General features: G+C 38.7%; 4 protein-coding genes and 1 pseudogene. 1 reads left to right on the top strand and 4 read right to left on the bottom strand.

The genetic code is table 11. The features are described from left to right. Positions 1 to 297 precede the first annotated feature (297 nt). The 3 genes from JF75_RS10205 to JF75_RS10195 form a co-directional block, all read right to left on the bottom strand. Positions 298 to 4377 (bottom strand): BspA family leucine-rich repeat surface protein, encoded by a 4080-nt coding sequence (locus JF75_RS10205; RefSeq protein ID WP_052726913.1) that lies wholly within the window; start codon positions 4375 to 4377, stop codon positions 298 to 300. A gap of 58 nt (positions 4378 to 4435) precedes the next feature. Then, positions 4436 to 7306, bottom strand: a complete 2871-nt coding sequence (locus tag JF75_RS10200; RefSeq protein ID WP_052726912.1) for a BspA family leucine-rich repeat surface protein — start codon at positions 7304 to 7306, stop codon at positions 4436 to 4438. A 148-nt stretch (positions 7307 to 7454) separates the two neighbouring features. Further along, positions 7455 to 12662: a MucBP domain-containing protein gene (locus tag JF75_RS10195; RefSeq protein ID WP_052726911.1), complete on the bottom strand. Its 5208-nt coding sequence runs from the start codon at positions 12660 to 12662 to the stop codon at positions 7455 to 7457. Between the two features lie 231 nt (positions 12663 to 12893). Here JF75_RS10195 and JF75_RS10440 point away from each other — a divergent pair. Continuing rightward, positions 12894 to 13118: pseudogene (locus tag JF75_RS10440) on the top strand (IS3 family transposase); the annotation flags it as partial. A gap of 51 nt (positions 13119 to 13169) precedes the next feature. On the opposite strand, the gene JF75_RS09070 reads toward JF75_RS10440, so the two are convergent. Next, on the bottom strand, positions 13170 to 14090 hold a 921-nt coding region (locus JF75_RS09070; protein WP_046332737.1), incomplete at its 5' end, for a MucBP domain-containing protein.

The raw sequence follows: 14090 nt of genomic DNA, 5'->3' as shown, positions 1-14090 counted from the left end.
AACGAACCAGCCAATCACGGTCGCTAAGTGATTATTAGGAATAGTAAAGTCTAAATTAAGTGTTAAAGCAGTTTGGCCTGTGATATAATCTTTGTACATGTTAGTTTCCACCTTTTTGTTTTTATTTTGTGGTGATTTAATAATATCAAGGCAGAAGCTAAAAGTATAGCAAAAGAACGATGAAATCCGTAAGGAAATCATCGTTCTTTTTTCGTGGTCTGGGAACTAGTTTTTTCCCAGACTCTTTTTATTTATCAGAATTTAATTAGTCTTTCTTACGCTTTTATCAGAATTTAATTAGTCTTTCTTACGCTCAAGCCAAGCAGCACCTAGAGCGGTGGCCAAGGCCAAACCTCCTAGTGCAAGCATGGCTAAACTGTTGTGCTTTTCGGCACCAGTTTGCGGCAATGAATTAGTTTTGCTGTCCTGATCCAGCTTGCCTTTTTGTGGGTCAGCGCTAGCCGTCTTGTTTAATTTGCGGGCTGCAGCTGCCAGTAGTTTAGCAGGGCGGTTAGCCTGATGCTTGTTAGCTGTGAGACCTTTGATTGATTTGGTGGCAGATTTTTGATCATGTTTGCTTATGCGGTGCTTTTTATGTGACTTCTGGGTAGACTTTTTATTTGATTTCTTGCTGTTCGGGATTGGCGTAGGCCTATTATTGTTATTGTTAACTGTATTGCTACCATTACTGCTATTTAATCCTGAACCGTTTGGAGTGATAGAACCATTAGAGTTGTTAGAACTGTTAGAGTTGTTAGAACTATTTGAACTCTCAGAGGTGTTGGAAGCGTTAGAACCAGTGGAGCTATCAGAGCTATTAGAGTTGTTAGAACTGTTAGAACTATTCGAACTCTCAGAGGTGTTGGAAGCGTTAGAACCAGTGGAGCTATCGGAGCTGTTAGAACCATTAGAGCTGTTAGAGCTGTTAGAACCGTTAGAACTATCAGAGCTGTTGGAACCATTAGAGCTATCGGAGCTGTCAGAACTGTTAGAACTATCAGAACTGTTAGAACTATCAGAGCTGTTGGAATCGTTAGAGCCGTTAGAACCATTGGAGCTATCAGAGCTGTTGGAGCTGTTAGAGCCATTAGAGCTATCGGAGCTGTTAGAACTATCAGAGCTGTTGGAGCCATTAGAGCTATCGGAGCTGTTAGAACCGTTAGAACTATCAGAGCTGTTAGAACCGTTAGAACTATCAGAGCTGTTGGAGCCATTAGAGCTATCGGAGCTGTTAGAACCGTTAGAACTATCAGAGCTGTTGGAGCCATTAGAGCTATCGGAGCTGTTAGAACCGTTAGAACTATCAGAGCTGTTAGAACCATTGGAACTATCGGAGCTGTCAGAATTGTTGGAACCATTTGAGCTATCGGAGCTGTTAGAACCGTTAGAACTATCAGAGCTGTTAGAACCGTTAGAACTATCAGAGCTGTTAGAACCGTTAGAACTATCAGAGCTGTTGGAACCATTAGAGCCATCGGAACCGTGAGAGCCGTTAGAACCATTAGAGCTGTCAGAGCCATCGGAACCGTGAGAGCCGTTAGAACCATTAGAGCTGTCAGAGCCATCGGAACCGTGAGAACCGTTGGAACCATTAGAGCTGTCAGAGCCTTCGGAACCGTGAGAGCCGTTAGAACCATTAGAGCTGTCAGAGCCTTCGGAACCGTGAGAACCGTTGGAACCATTAGAGCTGTCAGAGCCATCGGAACCGTGAGAGCCGTTAGAACCACTGGAGTCATTACCTTTACCAGCGTTACTCTTTTCGTATCCAAAGGTAACAGTTTGAGGATCATTAGTAAACTTTAGTTTACTCAACGCATCTTCATATTTATCAGTAGCGTATTTGTTGCCATTGATTTCAACGTAGGCAAGTTTATAGGTAGGCAACTTTCTGGCTGTGATTGGAATAACCACGTCATTACCAGCAGTACCGAATTGATAATCGTTTGGCGAGAGTTTGGCGGTTTTATCGTCCTCAAATTGATAATTAATGGTAATACCGCAAGGATTGGGAATTTTACTAATATTAACATACACATCATAATCCTTACTGCCATCATAATTTTTCATTAAATCAGCACCAGTCCAAGAATGAACTCTAGGCTGAAGACCACCGTTGTCTTTATTAACTCCCATGTTAACCCAGACATCTTCTTCTTTGCCATCATGATTGTTGCCTAAACCACCGTCCCAATAATTATCGACTATCGTCAAATCATTTCTTCTGCCTAGTATAAGCACTTCAAGAGATGGAAGATCGCTAAGCATATCACCAATAGTTGATGAATTTTTCATATCGAAACTACTAAGGTCAAGTTTTGCTAGTTTATCACAGCCTTGAAACATGTCAATATAATCAGAAACTTTTCTGGTATTAAAGTTGTGTAGATCCAAACTGGTTAAATTTGAACATTGCCAGAACATTTTAGTCATATCACTCACAGCTGCCGTGTTAAAGTTAGTGACATCTAAACTTGGTAAAGACTCACAATAAGCAAACATATTCGTCATGTCACTTACTTTGGCAGTATTGAAATGACTAACATCTATTGCAGCTAATTTAATACATTCATCAAACATGTAACTCATATCAAGGACGTTTGCAGTATCAAAATGACTGACATCAACACTAGTTAATGAATGACAATCTTCAAACATGTATTTCATGTCAATAACGTTAGAGGTATTGAAAAGAGAAGGACTAAATTTTATACTTGCTAATTTTTTGTCGTAGTAAAACATCCAGCTCATATCACGGACATTTTTAGTATCAAAATTGCTTAAGTCTAAAGTAGTTAAGTTACCACAGCCACTAAACATTCTTTTCATACCAGCACGAGATAGTTTTTCAGGAACATTTCCGACATTAGCAGTATCAAATTTAGACAAATCAAGTGAAGTTACTTGTGAGCAGCCATCAAACATTTCTGTCATGTCTGTGACTTTGCTAGTATCAAATTTGGATATTAATTTGTTTATACTATCAGTAGTAATTGCGATATCACCAGAAAACATGTCACTCATGTTAGTAACATTTGCAGTAGTAAAATTATCAGAGGCGATAATGTTTGTCAATTTGCCAGAACTTTGGAACATGTTGGCCATATTAGCTACTTTAGCAGTATTAAACTTTGATAAGTCTAACTCAGTTATGTTCTTACAACTGCTAAACATTCCCTTCATATTTTGAACACTATCGGTAACAAAGGTAGTCGGCAGATTTAATTTAAGCAAATTAACACAAGTACCAAACATATATGACATATCTGTCACTTTAGACGTATCAAAGCTTGAAACGTCTAACTTAAGAAAACTTTGACAATAATAAAACATATATGCCATGTTTTCAACATTAGAAGTATTAAATTTGCTTACATCAATAGATGAAACTTGACTACAGTTATCAAACATGTATGACATGTCTGTTACTTTATCCGTGTTAAAAGTAGCTGGGAATGTAAAACTATGAAGTCCCACACAGCTTTCAAACATATGCGCCATGTTTGTGACATTTGAAGTATCAAAGTGAGATAAATCTAACTTAGTTAAAGATGCGTCACTATCAAACATGTATGACATGTTTGTCACTTTTGTGGTTTTAAAAGAAGTTGAACCAGATAAATCGATATTCGTTAGTTTTTTATTTTTACTAAACATGTTTTCCATGCTGGTAACATCAGTAGTATCAAGATTATCTAACCCCTTGATGGTTTCTAATGCCCCAAGACTAGTAAACAGATCATTTGCAGACCCAATAATTTTTAGTTTTCCAGTGATATCAATTTCTTTAATGTCAGCGGCTAACACTGGATTTTGTCCATTTAAGTTGTAGTATAGGCTAATAGAATGATTATCACTGTTATCGATTGTGCCACCACTAATTTTTAATATATCACCTTCATCATTGAAACTGATATCTATTCCTTGCCATTTAGTTGGGAAACTTTCCCTAGTAGCTTTAGCAGGATCAAATTGTGCAGAGCCGGCTTCTTGCTTTTCAGCTTTTGCATCGTTTGTGGTGCTTGGATCGCTGGTATTGCCTGTGATTGCATCTTGATTACTGCCACCATCTTGATTGCTATTAGCACCATCTGGATTCTGTTCAGTTTCTGGTGCGCTGCTTGCAGCGCTTGTGTTAGCTTCGCTGCCAGCAGGGTCATCATCAGCTGCTTCGCCTTCCGTTTCTGAACCAGTTTCACTTTGATAGTTCAACTTGGTCTTGACTGCTCTTTTCGCAGTCTTCTTGGTGGCTCGAGTGCCATTCTGATTAGCTGCCTTGACCGTCTGGGGCTTGGCATTAATTAAGCCTAAAGCAGCTGCGGCCACGCCGCCGAGCAATATTTTTTCTCCTTGCTTGTTAGCATTCTTATGCGTATTCATAAAATTCCTCTTTTAAACTGCATACTAATTAGGATGTTTTTTATTTGTCAGAATTTATTTAGTCTTTCTTGCGCTCAAGCCAAGCAGCACCTAGAGCAGTGGCTAAGGCCAAACCGCCTAGGGCCAGCATGGCCAAACTATTGTGCTTCTCGGTACCAGTTTGTGGCAAGGCATCAGTTCTGCTGTCTTGATCCAGCTTGCCTTTTTTGTTTAGTTTGTGGTCAGCAGCTGCCAATTTAGCAGGGCGGTTAGCCTGATGCTTGTTGGCTGTGAGGCCTTTGATTGATTTGGCAGGTGCTTTCTTGCTCTGCTTATTTGCATGAAGGCCTTTGCTTGCTTTCTTAGGAGCATTCTTTTTCTTGGCCTTTTTGCTGCTTGGAATTGGAGTCGGCTCATTGTCAGTCGGCGTCTGGTTTCCAGCTGGGGCAGGGGTGGAATTATTGGTTTGGCCATCATTCTTGCTGTAAACGTAGGTCACGCTTTGCGGACTGTTGATGAAGAAGCCAGTCGCATTATCGGGCCGAGTCTTTAAAGTATAGCCGGAGACAGTCTCAGCACCAGTCGTATAGCCATCACCAATGCGGCCTTGGATTATGCGGTCAGGGGCAATGGAGTTGCCATATTCATCTTGATAATGAACTGTGACTGCAGGCGCTATGGCTGCAGGTCTGTTGACAATTGAACCAGCAGTATTGGAAGCATTGGAGCCGTTGGATTCAGAGCCGTTAGAGCTGTTGGAACCATTGGAGCTGTCAGAGCTATTAGAACTGTTGGAACCGTTAGAGCTGTTAGAACTATTTGAGCTATTTGAACCGTTAGAGCTGTCAGAGCTGTTAGAACTATTTGAGCTATTGGAACCGTTAGAGCTATTAGAACTATTTGAGCTATTGGAACCGTTAGAGCTGTCAGAGCTGTTTGAAGTGTTTGAGCTATTGGAACCGTTAGAGCTATTAGAACTATTTGAGCTATTGGAACCGTTAGAACTATCAGAGCTGTCAGAGCTGTTTGAAGTGTTTGAGCTATTTGAACCGTTAGAGCTGTTAGAACTATTTGAGCTATTGGAACCGTTAGAACTATCAGAGCCATCAGAGCTGTTGGAACCATTAGAGCTGTCAGAACTATTTGAACTGTCAGAACTATTTGAACTGTCAGAACCGATTGAACCATCAGAGCTGTCAGAGCCAGTAGAACCATTTGAGCTATCAGAACTGTTGGAACCATTTGAGCCATCAGAGCTGTCAGAACTATTTGAGCTATTTGAACTGTTGGAATCGTTAGAACTATCAGAACCATTAGAGCTGTTAGAAGTGTTGGAGCTATTTGAACCGTTAGAGCCATTAGAACTATCAGAACTGTTGGAACCATTTGAGCCATCAGAGCCAGTCGAGCCATTAGGAGTAGATGATCCATTTTTGGTGTATATGAGATTAACGGTTTGAGGCTTGCTTGTGAACAGAAAGCTATCTATATCCGTTGTTGATCCATTGAATTCCGCGTGGTCAAACTTATATCCTTTAATTTCTTTGGGTTTAAAAGCAATAAATGAGTCGTCGTTGACAAGTTTAGTATCTATGTCCCCGAATTGTTCATCTGCATCAGCAATATCTTTATTATCACTTTGATAATGAACTGTAATTGGTCCTCCAAGATCAGCAAAACATACATAGGCATCATGTTGAGTCGAAGGATTAAATTCGTCTAAGAATGCCTGTGGATAGTACCATTTGCATGTACCCTTTTTAGGGGAGCCTTTCCCTAGGCCCATGTTTACCCAGGTGCCTTGAACATTGAGATAAGAATTTGAAATATTGCACTTAGGGCCTAAAACTAATTTTCGTAGATTAGGGTCATTATCAAACATTGAAGTAGCGGACTTAGCAGATGGAATATTAAAGTTTTCGATATTTAGTTCTTCAAGATTGGTACAATTTTCAAACATAGAACCTAACCCCAAAAAATCATCTATCTTATCGGTATTGAAATTTTGTAGATTTAAGCTTTTTAGATTAGTACACCCATTGAACATATTCAACATTTCACGTACATTAGAAGTATCAAAATTTGATAAATCTAAAGTTTCTAGAGCAGTACAGTTCTCGAACATATCTTGCATATTAGTTACTTTACTTGTATTAAAACTTTTAGGAAAGGACAAGGAAGTTAGTGATGAACAACCATCGAACATATCATCCATCCGAGTTATATTATCTGTTTTTAAGTTTTCCAATCCCTTAAAAGTTTGTAAACTAGAAAGTCCAGAGAATAAATTGTTAGCATATCCTTCAATTTCTATTGTTCCTAATATATTTATCTCTGTAATTTTTGATGTGTCTACCCAAGGTATGTTGTTTTTAATGCCAATGTTTTTTAGTAAATTATCATTTTTAATAGTATATTGCTTGTCAGATGAGCCAATTTTTAATACACCATTATCAGCTGTAACGGGGATATCGTTCCATCTGCTTGAAATTGCGCCATCTCGAGTAGCCTTAGCAGGATCAAATTGTGCATGATCTGCTTCTTGCTTATCTGCTTTTGCTTTGTCTGTGGTGCTTGGATCGCTGGTATTGCCGGCAGCTGCGTCTGCACTATTTTCACTTGCTGTGCTGCTATTGGCACTAGTCTGCTCATGTTCAGTTTCTGGGGCGCTGCTTGAAGTGCCTGCATTATTCTCGCTGCCAGCAGTTTGACTGCTGCTGTTTTGGTCCGTGGACTCATCATCTGAAACTGCTGCACCCTCAGCTTCAGTTTGGTAGGTCAATTTAGTCTTGACTGTTCTTCTAACAGTCTTCTTGGTGGCACGAGTGCCATTCTGATTAGCTGCCTTGACCGTCTGGGGCTTAGCATTAATTAAGCCTAAAGCAGCTGCGGCCACGCCGCCGAGCAATATTTTTTCTCCTTGCTTGTTAGCATTTTTATGTGTATTCATATAATTCCTCTTCTAATTCCTCTTCTAAACTGCATATTAATATAGGTTTAGTATATGGCTGGCTTAGGCAAAAGTCAAACTCAGCTAGGCTAAAATAAAAATGCCCTATATTAATAATATAGGACATTTTTTATTTATCAGAATTTAATTAGTCTTTCTTACGCTCAAGCCAAGCAGCACCTAGAGCAGTGGCTAAGGCCAAACCGCCTAGGGCCAGCATGGCCAAACTATTGTGCTTCTCTGCACCAGTTTGCGGCAATGCATCAGTTCTGCTGTTCTGATTCAGCTTGCCTTTTTGTGGGTCAGAGCTAGAAGTCTTGTTTAATTTGCGACTTGCAGCCGCCAGTTTAGCAGGGTGGTTAGCCTGATGCTTGTTAGCTGTGAGACCTTTGATTGATTTGGCAGGTGCTTTCTTGCTCTGCTTATTTGCATGAAGGCCTTTAATTGCCTTCTTTTTCTGAGACTTTTTACTGCTTGGAATTGGAGTCGGCTCATTGTCAGTCTGAGTCTGGTTTCCAGCTGGGGCAGTGGTAGAATTATTAGTTTGGCCATCATTCTTGCTGTAAACGTAGGTCACGCTTTGCGGACTGTTGATGAAGAAGCCAGTCGCATTATCGGGCCGAGTCTTTAAAGTATAGCCGGAGACAGTCTCAGCACCAGTCGTATAGCCATCACCAATGCGGCCTTGGATTACGCGATCAGGGGCAATGGAGTTGCCATGTTCATCTTGATAATGAACTGTAACTGCAGGCGCTATGGCTGCAGGGCTGTTGACAATTGAACCAGCAGTGTTAGAAGCATTGGAGCCATTAGAACCGGAATTATCAGAACTGTCAGAACTGTTAGAGCCAATAGAGCTATCAGAACCGGTTGAGCTTTCGGAGCCAGTCGAGCTTTCAGAACTGTCAGAACCATCGGAACTGTCAGAACTATTAGAGCTATTCGAACCATTGGAGCTGTTCGAGCTATTTGAACCGTTAGAACTATCAGAACCAGTCGAACCAGTTGAGCTGGTTGAGCCCTCGGAACCGGTTGAACCTTCAGAGCTAGTAGAACTATCAGAGCCAGTCGAACCTTCAGAACCAGTCGAACCTTCGGAACCGGTTGAACCTTCAGAACCGGTTGAGCTTTCGGAGCCAGTTGAGCTATCAGAACCGGTTGAGCTTTCGGAGGCAGTCGAGCCTTCAGAGCCAGTCGAGCTTTCAGAACCGGTTGAGCTTTCGGAGCCAGTCGAGCTTTCAGAACTGTCAGAACCATCGGAACTGTCAGAACCATTAGAGCTATTCGAACTATCAGAGCCATCGGAACTGTCAGAACCATTTGAGCTGTTAGAGCCGTCGGAACCATCCGAAGTGTCAGAAGTGTTATCAGTTTTACTCTTAGAGTAGACCAAAGTAATATCTTGTGGGTCGGAGATAAATTCTTTTATATCAGAATTCTTGTTTTCTTTGAACTTGTAGCCAGCAAATTCTTTGCTGGTGTCAACAGTTACCAGGTCTGAAATGTTGCCGAAAAGTTTTTCATCAGGAATTTCCTTACCATCTTGATCAACTAGCTGCTTGCCTTCTTCGTCTTGGCGATGAACAGTTACGATGCCACCAGTATACCTAACATAGGTGTCGTGGTCTCTGTCTCCTTGATATTTAGTTATCAAATCGGCTGAAGACCACTGATTAGTACCCTTGGTCAGAGAACCATCGTCTTCACCCATGTTTACCCAAGTACCTGGCTGTTTAAGTAAATCTTCAGGCTGTTCTCCGTCTAGAGGAAATTTAACCCCTTTACCTAAAGTTAATTTAGCTATATTTGCACATGAATCAAATAAACCATCTAATATAGCATCATCAGTAATTGTAAAGTTAGATAAGTTTATGCTAGATAAGTTGGTGTCTGCATAAAACATAGAAGAAAAGAATGTAACTTTGCTAGTATCAAAACTTGAGAGATCTAATGAAACTAATTTTGGACAATTGGCAAACATGTAACTCATGTCAGTGACATCCGAAGTAATGAGGCTATTTAAACCGTTAATTTGAGTTAATTTAGGAAGAGTATCAAATAATGAATCAGCCGGCCCATTAATTGTTATTTTTCCTAGAATATCTATTTCAGTAATATTATCAGTATTTACAGTACTTATATTATTATTAATGCCAATTTCATTTTCGGCGGTGTTGTCAATTAAATAGTCTTTGCCTTTTTCACCTAGCGATAAGATGCCATTATTAAAGGTAAAAGGAACACCTTCCCAAGTGTTATCAGTTTTACTCTTAGAGTAGACCAAAGTAATATCTTGCGGGTCAGAGATAAATGCTTTTACATCTGAATTTTTATTTTCTTTGAAGGTGTAACCGGCAATTTCCTTGCTGGTATCAACAGATACTGGGTCTGAAATATTGCCAAAGAGCTTTTCATCAGGAATTTCCTTACCATCTTGATCAACTAGCTGCTTGCCTTCTTCATCTTGGCGATGAACAGTTACTATGCCACCAAGATTAGCAAAACAAACATAAGTGTCGTGATCAGTAGAACCCTGATATTTGGTCATTAAATCAGTTGAAGACCACTTATTAGTGCCTTTGGCTGGAGAGCCCTGATCAACTCCCATATTTACCCAAGTTCCCAAATCAGGTAAAAAGGAACCTGGTTTTCCTTTAATTTCTGGAAATTTAAAGCCACTACCTAAGACTAATTTTTTCAAATTTGAGCAAAAACGAAACATAACTACCATTTTAGCATCATCTGCAACTGTAAAATTGGACAAATTAATACTAGTTAAATTTGTGTCATTGAGAAAAAGACCATTATAGTTAGTCACTTTGTCTGTATTAAAACTAGATAAATCTAATTCAGTTAATTTAGGGCAACTAGCAAACATTTGTTGCATGTTTGTAACCTGAGAAGTATCTAATTTATCTAAGCCATTTATTGAGGTTATGTTTTTTAAATTCTTAAAAACTCCATTTGCGCTGCCTATAATTGCGATTGAGGCATTAATATCAATTTCAGTGATATCATCTACAGTTATGCCGTTAACATTTTGGCTAATACTAATATCTTTATTATCTGAATTATTTATTGTATAGGTTTTGCCTTTTTCGCCTAGCGATAAGACGCCATTATTGAAGGCGTAAGGAACGCCTTCCCAAGTATTATCGGTTTTACTCTTGGAATAGACCAAAGTAATATCTTGCGGGTCAGAGATAAATGCTTTTACATCTGAATTTTTATTTTCTTTGAAGGTGTAACCGGCAATTTCCTTGCTGGTATCAACAGATACTGGGTCTGAAATATTGCCAAAGAGCTTTTCATCAGGAATTTCCTTGCCATCTTGATCAACTAGTTGCTTGCCATCTTCATCTTGGTAATGGACAGTAACGGTACCGCCTAGATTAGCAAAACAAACATAAGTGTCGTGATCAGTAGAGCCCTGATATTTGGTCATTAAATCGGCTGAAGACCACTTATTAGTGCCTTTTGCTGGAGAGCCCTGATCAACCCCCATGTTTACCCAAGTTCCCAAATCAGGCAAAAATGAATCTGGTTTTCCTTTAATTTCTGGAATTTTAAAGCCACTACCCAAGACTAATTTTTTCAAATTTGAACAGAAGCGAAACATGGTGTTCATTTTGCTATTATCAGTAATTTTGAAGCTTGATAAATTTATACTACTTAAATCAGTGTCTCCACCAAACATTCCGTTGAAGTTAGACACATTAGTGGTATCAAAAGTAGAAAGATCTAAGGTTGCTAACTTAAGACAATTAGCAAACATAAAACTCATGTCTGTTACATCATTAGTAACTAGATTGTTTAAATTTTTAATTACGTTCAGATTGCTTAATTTATAGAAAAGCTGACTTGCCGATCCCTTAATTGTGATAGGGGCATTAATATCAATTTCAGTGATATCGTCTGGTGTTACGTTACTAATATTTTGGCTAATGCTAATATTTTTTTTGTCTGAATTATTTATTGTATAGGCTTTGTCTTTTTCACCTAGAGATAAGACGCCATTATTAAAGGTAAAAGGAACACCTTCCCAAGTGTTATCGGTTTTACTCGTAGAATAGACTAGAGTGATAGTTTGTGGATCAGAGATAAATGCTTTTATATCAGAATTCTTGTTTTCTTTGAACTTGTAGCCAGCAAATTCTTTGCTAGTATCAATAGTTACCGAGTCTGAAATGTTGCCGAAAAGTTTTTCATCAGGAATTTCCTTACCATCTTGATCAACTAGCTGCTTACCTTCTTCGTCTTGGCGATGAACAGTAACGATGCCACCAGTATATCTAACATAAGTATCATGGTCTCTATCACCTTGGTAATTGGTCATTAAATCAGCTGAAGACCATTGATTAGTGCCCTTGGCCAGAGAGCCATTTCCTTCTCCCATGTTTACCCAGGTACCTGGCTGTTGAAGTGAATTGTTTTTAGTATCTTTATAATTTGTAAATTTAAAAGCCTTTCCTAAATTCAGCTTAGTTAAGTTTGAACATGAATCAAACATACTAAACGTTAAGGCATCATCTGTAACTGTAAAATTTGAAAGATCTACGCTAGTTAATGCTGTGTCTCCACTAAACATTGAAGAATATGAAGTAGCTTTAGAAGTATCAAAAGTTGAAAGATCCAGTGTAGTTAATTTTGGGCAGCCAGCAAACATATAGCTAAAATTTGTTATCTGAGAAGTATTTAGGTTATTTAATCCTTCAATAGATACTAAATTGTTTAATTTAGAAAAGAGACGTTGAGCAGTCCCCGTGATTGCAATGGGAGCATTAAGATCAATTTCTGTAATATCATCTGCAACAACATTATCAATAGAAAAAGGATTTTTTTTATTGATAGTAATTGAATAGTCTTTATTAGTTTCACCAATTGCTAATTTACCATTAGAAAAATTAACTGGTATGCCATTCCAGGTGCTTGAAATCGAAGTATTACCATCGCGAATAGCTTTAGCAGAGTTGAATTGATCAGGTTTTGCCAAATGCTTGTCAGCTTTTTCATTGTTTATAACAACGTCTTGATTGGTTTCACTTGCTATGCTGTTATTGGTACTAGCCTCGCTTTGTCCGTCTTCTGGGTTGTTATTTGCTGTCTCATCTATATTAGTCCCACTGTAATCAGCAGCTGCACCTTCAGTTTCTGAACCGGTTTCAGTAGACTCTGTTTGGTAATTCAACTTAGTCTTGACTGGTCTGCTCGCAGTCTTCTTAGTGGCACGAGTGCCGTTTTGGTTGGCTGCCTTCACAGTCTGGGGCTTGGCATTAATTAAGCCTAAAGCAGCTGCGGCCATGCCGCCGAGCAATATTTTTTCTCCTTGCTTGTTAGCATTCTTATGTGTATTCATAAAATTCCTCTTCTAAACTGCATATTAATATAGGTTTAGTATATGGCTAGGCTAAATCAATGTCAAACCGCATAAAAGAAAAAGCACCCGTTAAAATTTAAGCATTTCATAATAGTTAGTCATAATTCTAACTATTGGGAGTACTTTTTTAATGACTTAGTATACGACTGCTTTGTAAATTTAAGTTGTTTGTAAGTATCTGGCACGCCAAAACTCTTTGACTGGCTTAAACAAAGCATGTCGCGCAAGGGCAATTGCCACGATAATGCACCGGAGGAAACAATCTTCAACCTAATGAAACGAGAGAAGCTTAACCGCATTAAGATCAGTTCACTAGCAGAAATGAGGGAAGTACTATATGATTACGTTTACTGATTCAATCACATTAGAAGATCAAACAAATTAAAATACACGACTCCGATCAAATATCGGAATCGTGCATTGGGTCTGGTATAATATTAAAATGTCTAACTTTTTAAGTTGCACTTCATATTTTTACTGATGAGTTTATTTAATTTTTTTACGACTAAACCATGCTGCACCTAATGCGCCAACTAAAGTTAAGCTTCCTAATGCGAGCATGACTAGACTGGAATGCTTATCAGTACCTGTCTGTGGCAAAGCAGCAGTTTTTTGATTTTTAGCGGTGCTTGAACTGCCTTGCTTTTGAGGCAAATTGTTGTTTGCTGTTGGTTTAAAAGCTTTTTTCTTCTTTCCTTTCTTGTTTTCCTTCTCATTTTTTGCCTTCCGATTGTTTTCTTTAGGCGTTTTAGAAGGGTTATTAGGAGTATTAGGAGTATTGGGAGTATTAGGCTCATTAATATTTGGTATATTATTTGTACTTGTCTTAGTATAAATATAAGTTACATCTTGCGGGAAAGTGCTAAAGAACCCTGTAGCATTATCTGGTCTCGTCTTTAATGTGTAGCCAAAAATATTTTTAGCTTCAGTAGTATAGTTATCACCAACATAGCCACTCAGTATCTGATCTGAGGAAATGATATTGCCAAATTCGTCTTTATAGTGAACAGTTACATCTGCTGCTTTAACTTTATTAGTGTCTGGGTTATTAGTACTAGGATTATTAGGATTTTGGTTTTTAGCATAAATAAGGTCGACATTTTGCTTTTTATCGGAGTAGCCAACAGTTGCTTTATCTGTTCCAGGCTGTTTGACGCCGTCAATGATAATTTGCTTGATCGTGTAACCAGGTATTGATTTTGGAATAATATCTTTCTGATCACCATAAAGTACACCAGCAACATTTTCTGTCATCGGCTTATTGTCTTTATCAAGAAGAGGCTTGGTATTACCTTTATCATCCACATAGTATAAATAATTAACCGTAATAGATTTACCTTGTTTTCTTTCATAAATGAAAGAAACATTTTGCTTTTTATCGGAGTAGCCAACAGTTGCTTTATCAGT

This window comes from Lactobacillus kimbladii (assembly GCF_000970755.1).
GTDB lineage: Bacteria > Bacillota > Bacilli > Lactobacillales > Lactobacillaceae > Lactobacillus > Lactobacillus kimbladii.
The sequence above is the reverse complement of the archived record's forward strand: the minus strand, read 5'-3'. Positions and strand labels throughout refer to the sequence as shown.

What these genes read in the sequence shown, in the direction of transcription:
- JF75_RS10195 (WP_052726911.1), bottom strand. Translation starts at nt 12,662, where the DNA reads ATGAATACACATAAGAATGCTAACAAGCAAGGAGAAAAAATATTGCTC.
- JF75_RS10205 (WP_052726913.1), bottom strand. Translation starts at nt 4,377, where the DNA reads ATGAATACGCATAAGAATGCTAACAAGCAAGGAGAAAAAATATTGCTC.
- JF75_RS10200 (WP_052726912.1), bottom strand. Translation starts at nt 7,306, where the DNA reads ATGAATACACATAAAAATGCTAACAAGCAAGGAGAAAAAATATTGCTC.